Origin of the sequence: Streptomyces sp. NPDC087845 (genome assembly GCF_044742755.1) — a bacterium.
In the GTDB taxonomy this organism is placed as follows: Bacteria; Actinomycetota; Actinomycetes; order Streptomycetales; family Streptomycetaceae; genus Streptomyces.
The window spans coordinates 239,655-259,246 of sequence record NZ_JBIUVC010000004.1 but is presented as its reverse complement, the minus strand read 5'-3'; the positions used below and the strand labels follow the sequence as shown (position 1 = coordinate 259,246).

The 19,592-nt window shown below is 70.9% G+C and carries 18 protein-coding genes; 10 read left to right on the top strand and 8 right to left on the bottom strand.

Annotation, left to right across the window (positions count from 1 at the left end; translation table 11 throughout):
- The first annotated feature begins 322 nt into the window (after nucleotides 1–322).
- Together ACIOMQ_RS13195 and ACIOMQ_RS13190 are read left to right on the top strand one after the other, a co-directional pair.
- Nucleotides 323–1,297: a helix-turn-helix domain-containing protein gene (locus ACIOMQ_RS13195; protein WP_362194261.1), complete on the top strand. Its 975-nt coding sequence runs from the start codon at nucleotides 323–325 to the stop codon at nucleotides 1,295–1,297.
- A gap of 106 nt (nucleotides 1,298–1,403) precedes the next feature.
- Entirely contained in the window at nucleotides 1,404–1,817 is a 414-nt protein-coding gene (locus tag ACIOMQ_RS13190) for a VOC family protein (RefSeq protein WP_362194264.1), read from the top strand.
- A gap of 61 nt (nucleotides 1,818–1,878) precedes the next feature.
- Here ACIOMQ_RS13190 and ACIOMQ_RS13185 read toward each other — a convergent pair whose 3' ends face one another.
- A complete protein-coding gene (locus ACIOMQ_RS13185) occupies nucleotides 1,879–2,808 on the bottom strand; it encodes an oxidoreductase (protein WP_362194267.1) in 930 nt (309 codons plus the stop codon).
- 161 nt (nucleotides 2,809–2,969) lie between these two features.
- Here ACIOMQ_RS13185 and ACIOMQ_RS13180 point away from each other — a divergent pair, with 161 nt between their 5' ends.
- Nucleotides 2,970–3,758, top strand: coding sequence for a TSUP family transporter (locus ACIOMQ_RS13180; protein WP_362194270.1), 789 nt, complete (start codon nucleotides 2,970–2,972; stop codon nucleotides 3,756–3,758).
- 25 nt (nucleotides 3,759–3,783) lie between these two features.
- On the opposite strand, the gene ACIOMQ_RS13175 is transcribed toward ACIOMQ_RS13180, so the two are convergent.
- The 4 genes from ACIOMQ_RS13175 to ACIOMQ_RS13160 all read right to left on the bottom strand — a co-directional run bounded on the left by ACIOMQ_RS13175 (nucleotide 3,784) and on the right by ACIOMQ_RS13160 (nucleotide 6,920).
- A complete protein-coding gene (locus ACIOMQ_RS13175; RefSeq protein ID WP_402188968.1) occupies nucleotides 3,784–4,407 on the bottom strand; it encodes a class F sortase in 624 nt (207 codons plus the stop codon).
- A 158-nt stretch (nucleotides 4,408–4,565) separates the two neighbouring features.
- The gene (locus tag ACIOMQ_RS13170) at nucleotides 4,566–5,225 is read right to left on the bottom strand and encodes a hypothetical protein (protein WP_362194276.1); all 660 of its coding nucleotides are present in this window, start codon (nucleotides 5,223–5,225) and stop codon (nucleotides 4,566–4,568) included.
- 385 nt (nucleotides 5,226–5,610) lie between these two features.
- Nucleotides 5,611–6,072: a DUF5990 family protein gene (locus ACIOMQ_RS13165; protein ID WP_362194279.1), complete on the bottom strand. Its 462-nt coding sequence runs from the start codon at nucleotides 6,070–6,072 to the stop codon at nucleotides 5,611–5,613.
- Nucleotides 6,073–6,119: 47 nt separating this feature from the next.
- Nucleotides 6,120–6,920: an aminotransferase class IV family protein gene (locus tag ACIOMQ_RS13160; RefSeq protein ID WP_401264011.1), complete on the bottom strand. Its 801-nt coding sequence runs from the start codon at nucleotides 6,918–6,920 to the stop codon at nucleotides 6,120–6,122.
- Nucleotides 6,921–7,008: 88 nt separating this feature from the next.
- On the opposite strand from ACIOMQ_RS13160, the gene ACIOMQ_RS13155 reads away from it, so the two are divergent.
- Nucleotides 7,009–7,644: an NAD(P)H-dependent oxidoreductase gene (locus ACIOMQ_RS13155; protein ID WP_362194285.1), complete on the top strand. Its 636-nt coding sequence runs from the start codon at nucleotides 7,009–7,011 to the stop codon at nucleotides 7,642–7,644.
- 85 nt (nucleotides 7,645–7,729) lie between these two features.
- Nucleotides 7,730–8,071: a divalent-cation tolerance protein CutA gene (cutA, locus tag ACIOMQ_RS13150; RefSeq protein ID WP_402127592.1), complete on the top strand. Its 342-nt coding sequence runs from the start codon at nucleotides 7,730–7,732 to the stop codon at nucleotides 8,069–8,071.
- Between the two features lie 28 nt (nucleotides 8,072–8,099).
- Here the strand turns inward: cutA and ACIOMQ_RS13145 are convergent, their stop codons facing one another.
- On the bottom strand, nucleotides 8,100–8,813 hold the full coding sequence (locus ACIOMQ_RS13145) for a vancomycin high temperature exclusion protein (protein ID WP_401753239.1): 714 nt from the start codon (nucleotides 8,811–8,813) through the stop codon (nucleotides 8,100–8,102).
- Nucleotides 8,814–9,115: 302 nt separating this feature from the next.
- Here ACIOMQ_RS13145 and ACIOMQ_RS13140 point away from each other — a divergent pair, with 302 nt between their 5' ends.
- The 5 genes from ACIOMQ_RS13140 (at nucleotide 9,116) to ACIOMQ_RS13120 (ending at nucleotide 15,592) form a co-directional block, all read left to right on the top strand.
- The gene (locus ACIOMQ_RS13140) at nucleotides 9,116–9,349 is read left to right on the top strand and encodes a hypothetical protein (protein ID WP_389796540.1); all 234 of its coding nucleotides are present in this window, start codon (nucleotides 9,116–9,118) and stop codon (nucleotides 9,347–9,349) included.
- Between the two features lie 36 nt (nucleotides 9,350–9,385).
- Nucleotides 9,386–10,714, top strand: a complete 1,329-nt coding sequence (locus tag ACIOMQ_RS13135; protein ID WP_362194294.1) for a deoxyguanosinetriphosphate triphosphohydrolase — start codon at nucleotides 9,386–9,388, stop codon at nucleotides 10,712–10,714.
- A gap of 239 nt (nucleotides 10,715–10,953) precedes the next feature.
- Nucleotides 10,954–12,213 carry an NAD(P)/FAD-dependent oxidoreductase gene (locus ACIOMQ_RS13130; protein ID WP_401264006.1) on the top strand — a complete coding sequence of 420 codons (1,260 nt, stop codon included), beginning with the start codon at nucleotides 10,954–10,956 and terminating at the stop codon, nucleotides 12,211–12,213.
- Nucleotides 12,214–12,319: 106 nt separating this feature from the next.
- Nucleotides 12,320–14,227, top strand: coding sequence for a DNA primase (gene dnaG, locus ACIOMQ_RS13125; protein ID WP_362194300.1), 1,908 nt, complete (start codon nucleotides 12,320–12,322; stop codon nucleotides 14,225–14,227).
- 270 nt (nucleotides 14,228–14,497) lie between these two features.
- Nucleotides 14,498–15,592: an RNA polymerase sigma factor gene (locus tag ACIOMQ_RS13120; protein WP_402189105.1), complete on the top strand. Its 1,095-nt coding sequence runs from the start codon at nucleotides 14,498–14,500 to the stop codon at nucleotides 15,590–15,592.
- 236 nt (nucleotides 15,593–15,828) lie between these two features.
- Here ACIOMQ_RS13120 and ACIOMQ_RS13115 read toward each other — a convergent pair whose 3' ends face one another.
- Nucleotides 15,829–17,760, bottom strand: coding sequence for an ABC transporter ATP-binding protein (locus tag ACIOMQ_RS13115; RefSeq protein WP_401264003.1), 1,932 nt, complete (start codon nucleotides 17,758–17,760; stop codon nucleotides 15,829–15,831).
- The gene (locus ACIOMQ_RS13110) at nucleotides 17,760–19,493 is read right to left on the bottom strand and encodes an ABC transporter ATP-binding protein (RefSeq protein WP_362194306.1); all 1,734 of its coding nucleotides are present in this window, start codon (nucleotides 19,491–19,493) and stop codon (nucleotides 17,760–17,762) included. The genes ACIOMQ_RS13115 and ACIOMQ_RS13110 overlap by 1 nt, the downstream gene beginning before the upstream one ends.
- Between the last annotated feature and the right edge of the window lie 99 nt (nucleotides 19,494–19,592).

The following is a 19,592-nucleotide window of genomic DNA, read 5'->3' as shown; positions in this document are numbered from 1 at the left end:
GTTCCGGAGCGGACCGAAGGCCCGCGCCCGGAACGGACCGGGGTGCGGCCCATGGATCCCCACCCATGGGCCGCACCCGGCTTACCCCCGTCGGGTACGGAGCCGCACCGTTGCGCACCGCCGCCGAACGAGCAAAACCCCCCACGGCCTTCACTCGCTCTTCCGGTGGCTCCGGATTCGTACCCGACGTCGTACAGCTTTTCGGGTGATGGTGTGCGCGGGCGAGACGTTTCACCTCTGGCCGAAACCCCGTGGTGACGTGCTGTTACGGGTCGCCTACCCTTGGATGGGGGCAATTGCACGTGCAACAGGTGGGGGTTCGGTGCTGCGTATCCACATGTCCGGAGCGGACCTTTCCAAAGTGCGGATGGCCACCCGGCCGGATGCGCTGTGGGAAACCATTCTGAGTTTCCATCGGCTGAGGGACCGGCGCGGTTCCACGGTGTTCGGGAAATGGCGTACGGAAACCCGGCCCCGGTTGAATGGTGAAGTACGCCTGCTGGCCGCCGTGATTCCACCGCGCGGCTATTTCCCGGATTTTCTGACGCCTTCTCAGAAAAGTAGCGAGCCCTACGGCTTCGACGCCGGAATGGAGGTGCTGCGCGGCACCCCGTCCGGGCGGATACGCGCCGAACTCGCCCTGCTGGCCGCCGAACGCCGCGAGACGCGCCGCCCCCGGGACGGACGCATCGAGTCGCTCGACCGGCTCGTCGGCGTCCTGCGCAGCTACCATCGCGCCGCGATCGAGCCCTACTGGCCGCACATCCAGGCGAGCGTCGAGGCCGACCGCGCCGTCCGCGGCCGCGCGCTCCTGGACGGCGGCGCGGACGAGCTGCTCGCCTCCCTCCCGCCCATGATCCGCTGGCGGGCCCCCGTACTGGAGGCGGACTACCCCGTCGACCGCGAACTCCACCTGGACGGGCGGGGGTTACTGCTCCAGCCGTCCTTCTTCTGCCGCGTCACCCCGGTCGTCTACCGCGATCCGCAACTCCCGCCGGTCCTCGTCTACCCGGTCACCCACTCCCGCGCCCCGGTCTTCGCCGAACCGGGCCCCTGGCTCGGCCGGCTCCTCGGCCATACCCGCTCGACGGTCCTGAGAGCCATCGGCAACGGCTGCACGACCAGCGAACTCGCCCGCCGCGCGGGGGTCTCCCTCGCCTCGGCCAGCCAGCACGCCTGTGTGCTGCGCGAGGCGGGACTGATCCACACCCTGCGGCACGGCAGCTCGGTCCTGCACACACTGACCCCGCTGGGCGGATCGCTGCTCCGGGGCGGCGCACCGCTCGCCATGTCCTGACGACCGCAGGCGCGCAATATTTGTTCCGCCGGTACCGATGAGTTCCGCGCAGCGCCGCCGTCTACCTGTCGTAAAACGTTCGCACACCAGAGAGAACGGGACGGCCATGCCTCAGATGATCTTCGTGAACCTGCCGGTCAAGAACCTCGAGACGACCAAGGCCTTCTTCGGCAAGCTCGGCTTCTCGTGCAATCCGCAGTTCAGTGACGAGAACACCGCGTGTCTCGTCATCAGTGACACGATCTTCGCCATGCTCCTCACGGAGCCCCGCTTCAAGGAGTTCACCAGGAAGGAGATCACGGACTCCTCGAAGTCCACCGAGGTGATCCTCGCCCTGAGCGCCGAGAGCCGCGCGAGGGTGGACGAGCTGGCCGACACGGCCCTCGCCTCCGGTGGCTCGCCCGCCAACGAGCCGGTGGACCACGGCCACATGTACGGCCGTTCCTTCCAGGACCCGGACCACCACATCTGGGAGGTCATGTGGATGGACCCCGCCGCCGTCGAGGGTCAGCAGGGCTGAGCCGGTCGACGGCGAGCGGGCGAGCAGGTGGTGAGCGGGTGAGCAGGCGGGCGGGTGGGCCTCAGGGCGTGAGGCCCGGATACGTCACTCCGGTGAGCTGCTCGGACGCCACCCAGAGCCGCTCGCCCGCCACGTCGTTCAGCGTCCAGCCCGCCCGCCAGGACGGGGCCGGCGCACCGCGCCAGCCCAGCAGCCTCGGGCCGGTGAACGAGTCGGGGCGTACGCCGGGCGCGGTGGCCGCGTACAGGGTGGGCAGCGCACCGGCCGACGCGGGCTGGGCGATGAGCCGGTTGCCGAGCTCGACCACCCGTTCCGCCGCCTTGCGGTTCTCCATCCGGACGCCCGCCGTCTGCAGATTGGTCGCCGCGTACCCGGGGTGCGCGGCGGCGGCCACCACCTCGGAACCGGCGGCCGCCAGACGCCGCGCCAGCTCGTGGACGAAGAGCAGATTGGCGGTCTTCGAGCGGCCGTAGGCGATCCACCGGCGGTAGTTCCGCTCGCTGTTGAGATCCCCCATGTCGATGTCGGACAGGGCGTGCATGCCGCTGGAGACGCTCACCACGCGCGCCCCGGGGGTGCCGAGCAGTTTCGGCAGCAGCAGCCCGGTGAGGGCGAAGTGCCCCAGGTGGTTGACGCCGAACTGCCTCTCGAAGCCGTCGGCCGTCTTCCCGTAGGGAAGGGCCATCACACCCGCGTTGTTGATCAGCAGATCGATCCGCTCGGGCATGTGCGCCGCCGCGCACGCGCGTACGGATTCCAGATCGGCCAGATCGAGCGGCACGAACTCCACGTCCGCGCCGGTCACGGCCGCCCGGATGCGCGACGCGGCCTCCTTGCCGCGCGTCTCGTCACGGCAGGCGAGCAGCACCCGCGCGCCGCGCCGGGCCAGTTCCCGTGCCGTGATCAACCCGATGCCGCTGTTGGCCCCGGTGACCACGGCCGTACGGCCGCTCTGATCGGGGATGTCGCTCGCGTTCCAGCCCTGGCTCATGGGTCAAGGGTACGGCCGCGCGTGCGGGGGGAGCGGGCCGGGCCCAACCGCGGAACTCCCCATGCCGGTAAGGGGGTTCGGCGACTGTGTCGCCGCGACGGTCCCGGGATCGGGCCGACGCGGTTGGACGGGGCGGGCATCGCGTCCTTAGGGTCGCGATCATGCCCGACATAGCACTCACTACTCTGGTCGTCCTCTGCCTCGCCGCAGCGGCGGCGGGCTGGATCGACGCGGTGGTCGGCGGCGGCGGACTGCTCCTGCTGCCCGCCCTGCTGCTGGGCCTGCCCCACGTCCCGGCCGCGCACGTACTCGGCACCAACAAGGCGGTCGCGATCGTCGGTACGTCGGGCGCCGCCGTGACGTATGTGCGCAGGGCACCGGTCAAGGTCGGGACGGCCCTGCGGATCGGGCTCGCGGCCCTGGCCGGATCGATGACCGGTGCGTTCTTCGCCGCCGGGATCAGCAGCGAGGTGCTGCGCCCGGTGATCATGGTCGTGCTGCTGGCGGTCGCGGCGTTCGTGATGCTGCGCCCCTCGTTCGGCCGGGCACCGGACGACGGTACGCGGCGCGAGGTCACCCGGGCCCGCACCGTCACCGCGATCGTGCTCGTCGGCGGCGGCATCGGCCTCTACGACGGGCTGTTCGGCCCCGGCACCGGCACCTTCCTCGTCCTGGCACTGACCGCGGTGCTCCACCTGGATCTGGTGACCGCGTCGGCCACGGCCAAGATCGTCAACGTCTTCACCAACGGCGGGGCGCTGGCGATGTTCGCGTACCAGGGCAATGTGATGTGGCAACTGGCCGCGCTGATGGCGGTGTTCAACCTGGCGGGCAGCCTGATCGGGGCGCGGATGGCGCTCAGGAAGGGCAGCGAGTTCGTCCGCGGCGTCCTGCTGGTCGTGGTGTTCTCACTGGTCGCGAAGCTGGCGTTCGACCAGTGGACGGGGTGAACGACGCACACCGGGCGCGCCCGGTTCACCGCACTTTCGTGAGATGCGCGTACGCGACCACATTGCCCAGGTAGCCCGATGTCTTCGAGAAGCCGCCGCCGCAGGTGATCAACCGCAGCGAGGCGTAGGGCGAGGCGCCGTACACCCGCTTGTCGGGGAAGTCGTCGCTGTCGTAGACCTCGATCCCGTCGAGAGAGAAGACGGCGGTGCGTCCGTCCTGGCGGACCACCTCGACCTCGCTGCCCTTTTGCAGCGTGCCCAGGTCGTAGAAGACCGACCGCCCCTGCGCGTTGTCGACATGACCGGCGACGATCGCGCTGCCTCTGGAGCCCGGGGGAGTGCCGTCCCGGTACCAGCCGACGACATTGCGGTTCCCGGCCGGCGGCACGCCGAGACTGCCGTCGGCCCCGAGGCCCAGCCGGATCACCGGGGCGTCCACCCGGATGCTGGGGATCCGGATGCGCACGGGCGCCGACGGCTTCAGGGGGGCGGCGACCGGAGACCCCGGCTGCGGCTCGGGGCCGGCGGCGAGGGCCTGCGCGGTGGTCGGCTGGGGCGGGATCAGCTGGGCGCCGGCGCCGTGGCGGATCAGCCAGACACCGGCCAGCGCCGCGACGACCAGCAGCCAGCCCTTGACCTTCTGGGACACGGTCGTCCTCCGGGTGACGAAGCGGAGACGGGAGGGGTCGTGAGGGGGCGGGACGGGGCGTGAGGGGGCGGGACGGGGCGCGGGGGCGGCCCCGTCCCGGTGGCCGCGCGGCCACCGGGACGGACACCTGGCGGTACCGAGGCGTGAATCCGCCTCCGTCAGCCGGCTTCCTGCGTGCCGCTCGCCCGGCGACGCAGGAGCCAGGCTCCGCCGACGGCGGCCGCGGCGAGTACGCCGGCGCCCGCCGCGATCTGGGAGGTGTCGGACCGGACGCTGCCGCCGACGCCTGTTTTGACGTGCCCGCTGGGACCGGTGGGCACGGACGAGTCGTCACGTCCGGAGGACGAGCTGTCGTGCCCCGACGACGACTTGTCCCGACCCGACGACGAGTTGTCGCGTCCGGCGGAGCTGTCACGCCCGGATGACGAGTTGTCGCGTCCGGACGACGAGCTGTCGCGCCTGCCCGAGCCTCCGTCCTCGGACGGGTTCCGGTTTCCGCTCCCACGCTCGTTCGACCCCTGGTCCCTGGAGGGGGTGTCGAGCCCGGAGAAGGCGTTGAGCCCGCCGACGGAGTCGAGCAGCGAGGGGACATTGAGGCCGAAGGGGGTGTTGCGCCCGGACCCGGCGGGGTCGTCCGCCCCGCCCCCGTCGTTGCCCTGTGCCGCCGGGGCGCCGTTGGCCCGCGCCACGGCCGCCGAACCGGCCCGCAGCGCGCCGGCGTCACCCGCGTACGCGGGCGCCCCGGCGGTGAAGAGTCCGAGCGCGGCTATGGTGACCGCGGAAGCGGCGGTACCGGTCACTGGGCGAGCAGGACGCATGGGGGTTCCTCCGGCAATGGCGCGAGTAGGTGTGTCCTGCCCCCGAGCTAACGGGCGGCCCGCCGCACATGCCTGCTGACACCAAGTCAGCTCTCACCCGAACGGCCCGGCGCGGCATCCTTGCCAAGACGCATGTGTGCAGGTCAATGCCATGATCGAAAAGAAGGTGACCGGCCCCGCGGCATCCGGTGCCGATCGGGTGACGCCACGCCGAAGAAGAGTGGCGTACGTCACATGCATGACCTCGTGGAGGTCGGGCACACGTCTGACACCCCCCCACGGGACGGTGCACCAGGCCGCCCCCGGCCGCCGCCCCCACCGGGCCCACCCCCCCTGGGCCCGGTGGGGGCGGTTCCATGCCGGGGCGTCCCGCGGTACGGCGTTCTCAGGACGGCGCGGCGGCGGACCATTCGACGACCGGCGGCCGCACCCGGGCGCAGAGCGGCTGCCCCCTGTTGTCGGAGAGGGGCAGTCGCGCGGTGAGGTGCCCGGAGCGCACGGCGGCTTCGAGCACGTCCGGATCGATGTCGCCGAGCATCAGCTTGGCCCGCCGGAACATGGTGAAGACGCCGTTCTCGTCGACGGAGCCCCAGGACAGATAGACGAAGCGCCCGCCCAGCCGGTTCTGGATGTACGGCCCCTCGATGCCGGCACCGTCCGCGGCCGGGGCGACGGCGCAGTCCAGGGTCCACGAGGCCGACGGCGCGTCACCCCGGTGCAGGCCGAGCAGTTCGCCGGGCCTGTCCTTGCGCTGCACGCCCACGTGGATGTTGTGGGCGCCGGGGAAATCGCTGTCGGGCCCGCAGGTGAGGCCGGGGAGGCGAGAGCCTTCGATGTGGATCCGCATGCCCCCATGCTCCTCCCTCGGCCACCGGCCCGTGACGCCGCGCGGTGTCAGACCGTGTCCCACGGTGCGGCGTCGTACGCCTGCCCGATCCGCTCCATCAGCTCCTCGTCCACCGTGAACTCGACCCCGTCGATCCGCCCGACCGGTGCGATGCCCTGGGAGTTGGTGAGGAACGCCGAGCGGTACGCGCCCAGCCCGTCCAGTGTCACCGGACGCCGCACGGACTCCAGGCCCGCGCCGGGCAGTTCCCGCTCCAGCAGCGCCATGGTGATGCCGAGCAGGGAAGGGGCGGCGGGCCAGACGACGGAAGTGCCGTCCCAGAAGCCGACGTTGGTGATCGCCCCCTCCGTCACCGCACCGTCCGGCATGGTCAGCAGGGCCTCGTCGAACCCGGCGCGTGCGGCGAGCCTCGCGTAGTACGTCTGGCCGAACTCGCCGGGGCGCTTGATGTGCGGCACGGTCCGGGCGAACGGGACGGCCATCAGGCCGTGCGGTTCGGTGGACTTCCGCGCGGGCCCGCGCACCGTGACCATGACGGTCGTCTCCGTGTCGCCCGGCGGCAGGAAGCCGTACACCCGGGTCGAGGCGTCCCGCACCCCGGCGCCGTCCAACGCGTGCCGGATCAGCTCGCGGACCCGCTCCCCGTCCAGCGCGTGGTCGAACAGCTCCTGGTTCGCCGAGTCCAGCCGGGCCAGATGCAGGGCGAGGCCGCGCACCTTTCCGTCCCTGACCTGCATGGCCGTGAAATGGCCGTAGTTGAGGAAGGCGGGAATCCGCAGATCCGCCTCGGTGGCCGGGTGTCCGTTGAACTCGGCGTACGGGAACGGCGCGGGAGGGGGAGTCGTCATGCGGTCCACCGTATGCCGGGAGGAACGAGGGCGGCCGCCGGCGGGCAGGGCTTGACCTCAACCATGGTTGACATATGAGCCTCTCCACATGGACCTCACCACAGCACCCTCGTCCGCTACCGCTACCGCTACCGCTACCGCCTCGGCCGCGCCCCTCAGGGTCGCGGTCCTCCTCGCGAGCAACCGCGAAGGACGGTTCGCCCCCGTCGTCTCCGACTGGTTCCTCTCGCGCACCGCCGGCCACCCCGGCATCGAGACCGATCTGGTCGACCTCGCGGAACTGGATCTCCCGATCGCCCTCTCCCACCGGCCCGGCGCCGAAGCGCGGGCCCAACTGGCGGCCGTCTCGCCCAGGCTGGCGGCAGCCGATGCCTTCGTCGTCATCACCCCCGAGTACAACCACTCGTACCCGGCCCCGCTGAAGAACCTCATCGACTGGCACCACGCCGAGTGGCAGGCCAAACCCGTCGCCTTCGTCTCGTACGGCGGAGTCTCCGGCGGCCTGCGCGCCGTCGAGCATCTCCGGCAGGTCTTCGCGGAGCTGCACACCGCCGGCATCCGCGAAACCGTGTCGTTCCACAACGCGGGCGCCCTGTTCGACGAGGAGGGCAGGCACAAGGACCCCTCGGGCTGCGACGCGGCCGCCGAGGCGCTGCTCGACCAGCTGGTCTGGTGGGGGCGCGCGCTGCGCGACGCCAAGGCCGTCCGCCCGTACGGCATCTGACCACCGGGCCCTGCGCCGTGCCGCGACGCCCCCGACAATGGAGGGACCCCCGATGACCCAGTGACCCGCAGCGAGGAGACCGAAGGTGACGACGACGACGCCGTGGCTGACCGTACTGACCACGACGGACAGCGAGGAGAAGGCCCGGTCCCTGGCGCAGGGCGTGGTGGAGGCACGGCTCGCCGCCTGCGTGCAGATCTCCGCGCCCGTCACCTCGGTCTACCGCTGGCAGAACGCCATCGAGAGCACCGAGGAATGGCAGCTGCTGTTCAAGACGACGGCCGAGCGGTACGGCGAACTGGAGGCCCACCTCCTGGCGGCGCACGACTACGAAACACCCGAGGTCATCGCGATCCCGGTCGTACGCGGCAGCGCCCGCTACCTCGACTGGGTCGCGGCCGAGACCGCCCCGGTCGCACCCCTGTAGAACCGGGCGCCCGCCCCGGGGCCCGTCCTCAGCGCCCGTCCGCCGCCAGGGCCTCCCCGATCCCGGGCTCCTCGGGGCCCAGGAACTGCGGGTCCGGCTTGAACACGGCGTCCAGCGCCGCCTTCCCCGCCGCGAACACCTCCCGCGTTCCGCCGTAGTACCAGGTCGCATCGTGTACGGCGTCGACGCCGACCCCGTACGCGTCGATCCCCGCGGTCCGGCACAACGCGATCGCCCGCCGGATGTGGAACCCCTGGCTCACCAGCACCGCGCGGTCGACGCCGAAGATCTTCTTGGCCCGGACGCACGAGTCCCAGGTGTCGAATCCGGCGAAGTCGCTCACGATCCGCTTGTCCGGCACGCCGTGCGCCCGGAGATATGTGCGCATGGCGTCGGGCTCGTCGTACTCCTTGCGGCTGTTGTCACCGGTCACGAGCACGACCTTCACCTTCCCGTTCCGGTACAGCTCGGCGGCGGCCTTGAGGCGGTTGGCGAGGTACGGCGACGGCTTGCCCTTCCAGAGACCGGCCCCGAACACCACGGCGACCTGCTGCGCGGGCACGTCCGCGGTCGTCCTGACCCGGGCGTCGGCGACGGAGCGCATCCAGGTCGCGGGCGCCAGCGCCACCACGCAGGCGAGCATCACCCCCTGCACGGCCCGCCGTTGCCCGCGCCGCGTCCGCGGCCACCGCGGCCGCAGTCGCCGAAGCCGCCCCAGCCGTCCCGGCCGCTTCTCCCGCATGCGTGTCCCCTGTTCCTGCTGTTCGTGCCCTGCGCCCGTCCGTGCCCCGGGCCGTGCCGCTGTTCCACATGATCGGACGACCGGCGGGGGCAAAGGGTTCTCCATCTCCCGATTTCGTTATTTTCGTTACCGTTTCCGATCACGCCGTGGACGCTTCGGCACGACGGCGCCACGCACCGGCCCGGAACCGGGGCGGACGACCGGGTGACCGCCGCCGCGCACGAGTACCCGAAGGACCGGAACCGCCCCAGCCGTCACCCCCACGCAACGGTGCGGCAACCTCGGCCCCGCATCATCGGTCCATGACGGAGCCGGCACAGGCACATCCGGACGAGTCCCTGCCCCTCGACAGCACGGCGCAACTGCTGACCCGCATCACCGCGCAACTCGGCACCCAGCTCAGCCTCGTCGCCCGGAACGGAACCCGGCGGACCGCCGCAGGGGCCCCCTCTCCGGGGTCCGTCCGGCGGATCGCGGCCGGCGCCGAGGCGACCGAACAGCCCCTTCCCCCGGCCGTCCGCCGCGCACCCGCCTGAGCCGTGCTGTCGGTGGGGCCGATTACTGTCGGAACCATGGACGGTACGCAGGAAACCCGGCACACCTCGGACACACAGGACCACGGCACAGCCCCCTACCGCGCCGCCGACGCCGAGCGCTGGGACACCGAACCGGACAAACGGCCCGGTCGTACCGCGTTCCAGCGCGACCGCGCCCGGGTGCTGCACTCCGCCGCGCTGCGCCGGCTCGCCGGGAAGACCCAGGTCGTCACCCCCGGCACCCGCAGCCACGCGTGGGACGCCAGCCCGCGGACCCGGCTCACCCACTCCCTGGAATGCGCCCAGGTCGGCCGCGAGCTCGGGGCGGCGCTCGGCTGCGACCCCGATCTGGTCGAGACGGCCTGTCTCGCCCACGACCTGGGCCACCCGCCGTTCGGACACAACGGGGAACAGGCACTCAACGAATTCGCGTCGGACTGCGGGGGCTTCGAGGGCAACGCCCAGTCGCTGCGCCTGCTGACCCGGCTCGAACCGAAGCGGTTCGTGCCCGACACCCGGACCGGCGAGCTGGTCAGTGTCGGACTCAATCTGACCCGTGCCTCTCTGGACGCCGCCACCAAGTACCCGTGGCCGCGCGGCGGGCACCCCTTCGACCCCGGTTCGCCGAAATTCGGGGTGTACGAGGACGACCTGCCCGTCTTCGAGTGGGCCCGCCTCGGAGCCCCGGAGCACCGCAAATGCTTCGAGGCCCAGGTCATGGACTGGTCCGACGACGTCGCGTACTCGGTGCACGACTTCGAGGACGGGTTGCACGCCGGGCACATCGACCCCGACTGCCTCCACGCCGGGCCCGAGCGGAACGCGATCTGGGAAGTCGCCATCGGCCGCTACGTCCCGGCGGACACCGACCCCGGGGAGCTGGCCGAGGCCCTGGACCGGCTCATCGGCCAGGACTGGTGGCCGCACGGCTACGACGGGTCCGCGGTCGCGCAGGCCCGGCTGAAGGACGCGACGAGCCAGCTGATCGGCCGGTTCTGCCTCGCCGCCGAGACCGGCACCCGGCTGGCGTACGGAACGGGCCGGCTCAGCCGGTACGCGGCCGAGCTCGTCGTCCCCCGCGAGGCACGCAACGAGTGCGCCGTCCTCAAGGCGGTCGCCGACCGGTACGTCATGCAGCGCGCCGAGCAGGAGGCGATCCGCGCCGACCAGCGGATCGTCATCGCGGAACTGGCCGCCGCGCTGACCGCACGCGCCCCGGAGGGGCTGGAGCCGCAGTTCCGGGCCCTGTTCGACGCCGCGTCCGGGGACAGGGCCCGCAAGCGGGTCCTCGTCGACCAGATCGCCGCCCTGACCGACGCCTCGGCGCGCTCCCTGCACGCGTCCCTCACCGCGCGCCGCCGCTGACCGGAGCCCCGTCACCCGACCGGCCGCTCCGCCCCGGCCCGTCGCACCACCCCGCCGACCGGGCCTAGGGTCTTTCGTTTGGATCACGCCGGGCTCGCTCCCGGGCTTGCCCGCGACCACCGGGTGTGACCTGATCGGGGTACACCCTCTTTCGGCATCACGCTGCGTGCGGGACGCTCGCAGTCGGGCCCCGAGCAGCACGCACAGACCCCGAGCAGCAAGCACAGAGGAGACATCACGTGGTCGACGCACATCGGACGTTCGTCATCGTCGGCGGAGGACTGGCAGGAGCGAAGGCGGCCGAGACACTCCGGGCGGAGGGTTTCAGCGGCCGGGTGATCCTGCTCGGCGATGAACGCGACCATCCGTACGAACGGCCTCCGCTCTCCAAGGGCTACCTGTCCGGAAAGGAGGAACGGGACAGCGTCTTCGTCCACGAGACCGCCTGGTACGCGGGCGCCGACATCGAGCTCCACCTGGGCCAGCCCGTCACCGGCCTCGACCGGGAGGACCGCTCCGTACAGCTCGGCGACGGCACCGTCGTCCACTACGACAAGCTGCTGCTCGCCACCGGGGCCGAGCCGCGCCGCCTCCCCATTCCGGGTACGGACCTGGCCGGCGTCCACCATCTGCGCCGCCTCGCCCACGCCGACCGGCTGCGCAACGTGCTGACCTCCCTCGGCCGCGACAACGGCCACCTGGTGATCGCCGGGGCCGGCTGGATCGGCCTGGAGGTCGCGGCGGCGGCGCGCGGGTACGGCGCCGAGGTCACCGTCGTCGAACCGGAGCCGACCCCGCTGCACCAGGTCGTCGGCCCCGAACTCGGCCAGATCTTCACCGATCTGCACAGCGACCACGGCGTCCGCTTCCACTTCGGCGTCCGCCTCACCGAGATCATCGGCCAGGACGGCCTGGTCCTCGCGGTCCGCACCGACGACGGCGAGGAGCACCCCGCCCACGACGTGCTCGCCGCGATCGGCGCCGCCCCCCGCACCGGCCTCGCCGAAGCCGCGGGGCTCGCCATGGCCGCGCGCAAGGACGGCGGCGGCATCGCGGTCGACGCCTCGCTGCGCACCTCCGACCCGCACATCTTCGCGGCCGGGGACGTCGCCAACATGGCCCATCCGCTGCTCGGCACCCGGCTGCGGGTGGAGCACTGGGCGAACGCGCTGAACAGCGGCCCGGCCGCGGCCCGCGCCATGCTCGGCCAGGAGGTCTGCTACGACCGGGTGCCGTACTTCTTCTCCGACCAGTACGACCTCGGTCTCGAATACTCGGGCTGGGCGCCGCCGGGCAGCTACGACCAGGTGGTCATCCGCGGCGACGCCGGCAAGCGCGAGTTCATCGCCTTCTGGCTGAAGGACCGCCGGGTGCTGGCCGGGATGAACGTCAACGTGTGGGACGTCACCGAGGCCGTCCAGGAACTGGTCCGGTCCGGCCGGCAGATCGACCCGGACGCGCTGGCGGACCCGTCGGTACCGCTGACCTCCCTGAGCTGAACGGGAACCGGGCCGTGCCGCGCCGAGCCGGTCCGCGCCCCGCCGGGTTCCACGGATCACATCGGCGCGCGGCACGGCTGTCGTACCCCACCCGTAGACTTCACCCGTGGCAGGCAGGATCAATGACGACGATGTGAAGGCGGTACGGGACGCGGTCCCGATCGACGCCGTCGTTTCCGAGTATCTCCAGCTGCGCAACGCGGGCGGTGGCAACCTCAAGGGGCTCTGCCCGTTCCACGACGAGAAGTCCCCCTCCTTCCAGGTCAGCCCGAGCAAGGGTCTCTTCCACTGCTTCGGCTGCCAGGAGGGCGGCGACACGATCGCCTTCGTGCAGAAGATCGACCATCTCTCGTTCTCCGAGACGGTCGAGCGGCTCGCCGCCAAGGCGGGCATCACCCTGCGGTACGAGGAGGGCGGGTACAACCCCTCCCACCAGCGCGGTGAGCGCATCCGGCTGGTCGAGGCGCACAAGGCGGCCGCCCAGTTCTACGTCGAGCAGCTGGACGGCCCCGAGGCCGAGATCGGCCGGAAGTTCCTCGCCGGGCGCGGCTTCGACCAGGCGGCCGCCGCCCACTTCGGCGTCGGCTACAGCCCGGCGGGCTGGGACCACCTCACCCGCTATCTGCGCGGCAAGGGCTTCAGCGACAAGGAGCTGATCACCTCCGGCCTCTCCCAGGACGGCAGGCGCGGCCCCATCGACCGCTTCCGCGGCCGGCTGATGTGGCCGATCCGGGACACCTCCGGCGAGGTCGTCGGCTTCGGCGCCCGCAAGCTGCGCGACGACGACAACGGACCCAAGTACCTCAACACCCCCGAGACCGCGATCTACAAGAAGTCCCAGGTGCTCTACGGCATCGACCTGGCGAAGAAGGAGATCGCGAAGGCCAGCCGGGCCGTGGTCGTCGAGGGCTACACCGACGTCATGGCCTGCCATCTCGCCGGGGTCACCACCGCCATCGCCACCTGCGGCACGGCCTTCGGCGGCGACCACATCAAGATCCTGCGCCGCCTCCTGATGGACAACGGCAGCGCCCGGGTGATCTTCACCTTCGACGGTGACGCGGCCGGCCAGAAGGCCGCGCTGCGCGCCTTCGAGGACGACCAGAAGTTCGCCGCCGAGACGTACATCGCGATCGCCCCGGACAACATGGACCCGTGCGATCTGCGCCTGGTCAAGGGCGACGAGGCCGTCCGCGACCTGGTCGAACCCCGCACGCCGCTCTTCGAGTTCGCGCTCCGCCAGATCGTCGGCCGGTACGACCTGGAGACCCCGGCGGGCCGCGGTGCCGCGCTCGACGAGGCGGCGCCCGTCGTCGCCCGGATCAAGAACAGCTCCTCGCAGCACGAGGTCGCCGTCCAACTGGCCGGCATGCTCGGCATCCTGGACACCCAGTTCGTGGTCAAGCGCGTCGGCCAGCTCGCCCGCTGGGCCCGCGAGCGGGGCGATCAGCGGGGCCCCGCACCGGCCCCGTCCCGCGGCGGCCCCCAGCACCACCAGGTCCGGGCCCCCGCCGGCCCCTCGGGCCCCGCTCTCAACCTCCGCAGCCCCGCCCACCGCACGGAGCGCGAGCTGCTGAAGCTGGCCCTGCAGAAACCCGCTCTCGTCTCCCCGGCCTTCGACGCCTACGGGGCCGACGAGTTCACCGCCCCGCCGTACGCCGCGGTCCGGCAGTGCATCGCGGAGGCGGGGGGTGCCGAAACGGGCGTTCCGGAGACCCGTGACTACCTGGTCCAGGTCCTGGAATCGGCCCCCGACGACACGGTGCGCAACCTGGTCACCGAGCTCGCGGTGGAGGTCTTCCACGGCAAGACCATCGACGAGACCTACGCGGGCATGCAGCTCGTCCAGGTCCGCCTGCGCGCCGTCGACCGCCGGATCGGCGACGTCCAGGGCAGCCTCGCCCGCCTCGGCAGCAATGTGGCCCCGGACCACCTGGCGGCCGCGCAGAACGAGGTCTGGGTCCTCCAGCAGTACGCCCAGTCCCTGCGCAACAACGGCGCCGACGCGCTCTGACGCGAGGCCCCGGCCGCGCGGCCGCGCCGGCGCACCGGATCCACCCGGCCGCCGTCCCCGCCGCGATCGCGGCGCGGACCCGAAAGGTCCGCCGTCCCCGTAACCGCGCGGTCACGGACCGGACTCAGAAAGTCCCCGCACGCCCCTCGTGGCAGCGATGTGTCTTCCCCCACACTGGGGGCGGTGCCTGAGTCATCGGAGCGCGGCCGGCCCACCGAACGGTGGCCTCCATCCCCGCGGTCCGGCAGCGATCACCTGGAGGTCGCCCACGTGCAGACCCGGACCGTGACCGAAACCGAGCATGTCTCGGCCATCCCCGCGCAGAACCGGGCCGTGCGTCATCCGGAGACCGCGGTGGAGCCGCAGACACCGTCCGACCCACCCGAGGCACTCATGGAGGAGCCGCCGGAGGCGTCCGAACCCCCGGGACCCAAGGGCCGCCCGGAGACCGCGGGCCCGTCCTCCGACCTCTTCCGCCAGTACCTGCGGGAGATCGGCCGGATCCCGCTGCTCACCGCGGCCGACGAGGTGGAGCTCGCCCGCCGCGTCGAGGCCGGTCTCTTCGCCGAGGAGCGGCTCGCGAGCACCCCGGACCCGGACACCCGGCTGGCCGTCGACCTCGACCGGCTGGTGGTCATGGGGCGGATGGCGAAGCGCCGTCTCATCGAGGCCAACCTCCGCCTCGTCGTCTCCGTCGCCAAACGCTATGTCGGCCGCGGGCTGACCATGCTCGATCTGGTCCAGGAGGGAAACCTCGGACTGATCAGGGCGGTCGAGAAGTTCGACTACGCCCGGGGCTACAAGTTCTCGACGTACGCGACCTGGTGGATCCGTCAGGCCATGTCCCGCGCCCTCGCCGACCAGGCGCGGACCATACGGGTCCCGGTCCATGTCGTCGAGCTGATCAACCGGGTCGTACGCGTCCAGCGCCGGATGCTCCAGGAACGCGGCTACGAGCCGACGCCCGAGGAGGTCGCCGACCAGCTCGACCTCACCCCGGAGCGGGTCGGCGAAGTCCTGCGGCTCGCCCAGGAACCCGTCTCGCTGCACGCCCCGGTCGGCGAGGAGGACGATGTCGCCCTCGGCGACCTGATCGAGGACGGCGACGCCGCGTCCCCGGTCGAGTCCGCCGCGTTCCTGCTGCTGCGCGAGCACCTGGAAGCGGTGCTCTCCACCCTCAACGAGCGCGAGCGGAAGGTGGTCCAGCTGCGCTACGGGCTGGTCGACGGGCGGCCCCGCACACTGGAGGAGATCGGCCGGATCTTCGGCGTGACACGCGAACGCATCCGCCAGATCGAGTCCAAGACCCTCAACAAGCTGCGGGACCACGCCTTCGCCGACCAGCTCCGCGGCTACCTCGACTGACCACGTGACGGGGCCCGTACCACCGGGCGGTGGTACGGGCCCCGTCACGCGCCGGCCGTTCGTTCCGGTCCGCCCAGGGCGTGTTCTGAAAGTCCCGCCGGTCCCGTGGCGTCTGGCACGCACGCTCGCGGCTTGCAGAAATGCCCTGGCAGCTCCGGTACGAGACCATTTCCGCGCCTTGCGATCGCACGCACCGGACGCCGCTCCCTGATCCGGCCTGACCCAAACGAAAGACCCTAGTCGACTTCGGCGACCGCCTGCGCGAACTGCGCCGAGTACAACCGGGCGTACGCCCCCTCGGCCGCCAGCAGTTCGTCGTGCGTGCCCTGTTCGACGATCGAGCCGTTCTCCATCACCAGGATGATGTCGGCATCCCGGATGGTGGAGAGCCGGTGCGCGATCACAAAGCTCGTACGACCGTGCGCCAGGCGTGCCATCGCCTTCTGGATCAGTACCTCGGTACGGGTGTCGACGGAGCTCGTCGCCTCGTCGAGCACCAGGATCACCGGGTCGGACAGGAACGCCCGCGCGATGGTGATCAGCTGCTTCTCGCCCGCGCTGACGCCGGAGCCGTCGTCGTCGATCACCGTGTCGTAACCGTCCGGCAGGGTACGGATGAAGCGGTCCGCGTGGGCCGCCTTCGCCGCCTCCTCGATCTCCTCCCGGGTGACCTCGCGCGAAGCGCCGTACGCGATGTTCTCCGCGATCGAACCGCCGAACAGCCAGGTGTCCTGGAGGACCATGCCGATGCCCTGCCGCAGCTCGTCGCGCGACATCTTCGTCACGTCGACCCCGTCCAGCGTGATCCGGCCGCCCGTCACCTCGTAGAACCGCATCAGCAGATTGACGAGCGTGGTCTTGCCGGCCCCGGTCGGGCCGACGATCGCGACCGTGTGACCCGGCTCGACGTTCAGCGACAGATCCTCGATGAGTGGCTTCTCCGGCTCGTACCGGAACGACACCTTCTCCAGCGAGACGCTGCCCCGCAGTTCCTCGGGGCGCTCGCGCTCGCCGGGCGCGGGGTCGGCGCCCTGCTCCTCAGCGTCCAGCAGCTCGAAGATCCGCTCGGCCGAGGCGACACCCGACTGCACCAGGTTCGCCATCGAGGCGACCTGGGTCAGCGGCATCGAGAACTGCCGCGAGTACTGGATGAACGCCTGCACGTCACCGATCGACAGCGACCCCGAAGCGACCCGCAGACCACCCACGACGGCGATCAGCACATAGTTCAGGTTGGAGACGAACATCATCAGCGGCTGCATGATCCCGCTGTTGAACTGCGCCTTGAAACCGGCCTCGTACAGTGCTTCGTTCTGCTCGGCGAAGTCCCTCGCGGACTCCTCCTGCCGGCCGAAGACCTTCACCAGGGTGTGCCCGGTGTACATCTCCTCGATGTGGGCGTTGAGCTTGCCCGTCACCTTCCACTGCTGCACGAACTGCGGCTGCGAGCGCTTGCCGACCTTCGTGGCCACGACCACCGAGAGCGGCACCGTCACCAGGGCGACCAGCGCCAGCAGCGGCGAGACCCAGAACATCATGACGAGCACGCCGACGATGGTGAGCAGGGAGTTGATGAGCTGGCCCATCGTCTGCTGCATCGTCTGCGAGATGTTGTCGATGTCGTTCGTCGCCCGGCTGAGCACCTCGCCGCGCTTGGCCCGGTCGAAGTACGACAGCGGCAGCCGCGACAGCTTCGTCTGGATGTCCTCGCGCAGCTGGAAGATGATCCGGTTGATGATCCGGATCGACAGCCGGGTCGCCACCAGCATCAGCAGGCCGGCGCCGACATAGACCGCCAGCGCCGCCAGCAGTACGTCGCCCACCGCACTGAAGTCGATGCCGTGACCGGGGACGAAGTCCACCCCGGAGAGCATGTCGGCCAGGCCGCTGCTGCTCTTGCGTAGGCCCTCGATGGCCTGGTCCTTGGTCGTGCCGTCGGGCATCTGCCGGCCGATCACACCGGCGAACACCAGGTCGGTGGCCCTGCCGAGGATCTTCGGCCCGACCACCGACAGGCCGACGCTCAGCACGGAGGCCGCCAGCATCACGTACAGCGAGGTCTTCTCCGAGGCGAAGCGCTTCAGCAGCCGCTTCGAGGACCCCTTGAAGTCCATGGACCGGTCGGTCGGCGCCCCGCCCGCCATCATGCGTCCGCCAGGACCGGCCATTACGCGGCCTCCGCTTCCGTCAGCTGGGAGAGCACGATCTCCCGGTACGTTTCATTGCCGTCCATCAGCTCGTGATGGGTGCCGGAGCCGACGACCCGGCCCTCGTCCAGCACCAGGATCCGGTCCGCGTCGCGGATGGTGGACACCCGCTGCGCCACGATCACCACGGTCGCCTCGGACGTCTCGTGCGTGAGAGCCCCGCGCAGCGCGGCGTCGGTGGCGTAGTCGAGTGCGGAGAACGAGTCGTCGAAGAGATAGATCTCCGGCCGCTGCACCAGCGTCCTGGCGATGGCCAGACGCTGCCGCTGCCCGCCCGAGACATTGGTGCCGCCCTGCGCGATCGGCGCGTCCAGACCGTGCTCCAGCGCCGTGACGAACTCCTTGGCCTGCGCGACCTCCAGCGCGTGCCACAGCTCCTCGTCGGTCGCGTCCGGGTTTCCGTACCGCAGGTTCGTCGCGACCGTCCCGGAGAACAGATACGGCTTCTGCGGAACGAGACTCACGGTCTTCGCCAGCAGCGCCGGCTCCAGCGTCCGCACATCCGTACCGTCGACCAGCACCTGGCCGTCCGTCACGTCGAACAGCCGCGGTACGAGCCCGAGCAGCGTCGACTTCCCGCTGCCCGTCGACCCGATGATCGCGGTGGTCTCGCCGGGGCGGGCCACCAGATCCACCGCCCGCAGCACCGGCTCCTCGGCACCCGGGTAGCGGAAGTCCGCGCCCCGCACCTCCAGATGACCGCGGGCGGTCAGCTCGCGGACCGGCTTGACGGGAGGGACCACGCTGGACTCGGTCTCCAGGACCTCCTGGATGCGCTCGGCACAGACCTCGGCGCGCGGCACCATCATGAACATGAAGGTGGCCATCATCACCGACATGACGATCTGCATCAGGTAGGTGAGGAACGCGGTCAGCGCCCCGATCTCCATGCCGCCGCTGTCGATGCGGTGGGCACCGAACCAGACCACGGCGATCGACGACACGTTCACGACCGTCATCACGGTCGGGAACATCAGCGCCATCAGCCGGCCCGTGGACAGCGCCACGTCGGTCAGCTCGTTGTTGGCGCCGCGGAAGCGCTCCTCCTCGTAGCGGTCGCGGACGAAGGCGCGGATGACCCGGTTGCCGGTGATCTGCTCGCGCAGCACCCGGTTCACGGTGTCGAGCCGCTCCTGCATGGTGCGGAACAGCGGCCGCATCCGCTTGACGATCAGGCTCACCGCGATGCCGAGCACCGGCACCACCGCGAGCAGCACCGCCGACAGCGGGACGTCCTGGCCGAGCGCCATGATGATGCCGCCGACACACATGATCGGCGCCGAAACCATCAGGGTGAACGTCATCAGCACCAGCATCTGGACCTGCTGGACGTCATTGGTCGTACGTGTGATCAGCGAGGGTGCGCCGAACCGCCCGACCTCACGTGCCGAGAACGACTGCACCCGGTCGAAGACCGACGCCCGGACATCGCGGCCGAGGGCGGACGCGGTGCGGGCGCCGTAGTAGACGGCCCCCATGTTGCAGACCACCTGGCAGATGCTGACGGCGATCATGATGCCGCCGAACTCCAGGATGTAGTTCGTGTCCCCCTTGACGACGCCGTTGTCGATGATGTCGGCGTTCAGGGTGGGCAGGTAGAGGCTGGCGCAGGTCTGCAGGAACTGGAGGAGGACCAGCAGCAGGATGGGTTTCTTGTACGGACCGAGATAGGCCCGCAGGAGTTTTATGAGCACGCGTGTCTCTCGGAGTCGGCAGAGGGCGGGAGGCGACCCATTTTCCGGCACGGCGGAGAGGGTCCGCGAACGATTTTATTCAAGACCAGGTCAAAAAAA

Excerpts from the sequence above, each read along its gene's own strand:
- ACIOMQ_RS13190 (WP_362194264.1), top strand. The coding sequence starts at position 1,404 with ATGCCTCAGATGATCTTCGTGAACCTGCCGGTCAAGAACCTCGAGACG.
- ACIOMQ_RS13185 (WP_362194267.1), bottom strand. The coding sequence starts at position 2,808 with ATGAGCCAGGGCTGGAACGCGAGCGACATCCCCGATCAGAGCGGCCGT.
- ACIOMQ_RS13180 (WP_362194270.1), top strand. The coding sequence starts at position 2,970 with ATGCCCGACATAGCACTCACTACTCTGGTCGTCCTCTGCCTCGCCGCA.
- ACIOMQ_RS13170 (WP_362194276.1), bottom strand. The coding sequence starts at position 5,225 with ATGCGTCCTGCTCGCCCAGTGACCGGTACCGCCGCTTCCGCGGTCACC.
- ACIOMQ_RS13165 (WP_362194279.1), bottom strand. The coding sequence starts at position 6,072 with ATGCGGATCCACATCGAAGGCTCTCGCCTCCCCGGCCTCACCTGCGGG.
- ACIOMQ_RS13160 (WP_401264011.1), bottom strand. The coding sequence starts at position 6,920 with ATGACGACTCCCCCTCCCGCGCCGTTCCCGTACGCCGAGTTCAACGGA.
- ACIOMQ_RS13155 (WP_362194285.1), top strand. The coding sequence starts at position 7,009 with ATGGACCTCACCACAGCACCCTCGTCCGCTACCGCTACCGCTACCGCT.
- ACIOMQ_RS13145 (WP_401753239.1), bottom strand. The coding sequence starts at position 8,813 with ATGCGGGAGAAGCGGCCGGGACGGCTGGGGCGGCTTCGGCGACTGCGG.
- ACIOMQ_RS13140 (WP_389796540.1), top strand. The coding sequence starts at position 9,116 with ATGACGGAGCCGGCACAGGCACATCCGGACGAGTCCCTGCCCCTCGAC.
- ACIOMQ_RS13135 (WP_362194294.1), top strand. The coding sequence starts at position 9,386 with ATGGACGGTACGCAGGAAACCCGGCACACCTCGGACACACAGGACCAC.
- ACIOMQ_RS13115 (WP_401264003.1), bottom strand. The coding sequence starts at position 17,760 with ATGGCCGGTCCTGGCGGACGCATGATGGCGGGCGGGGCGCCGACCGAC.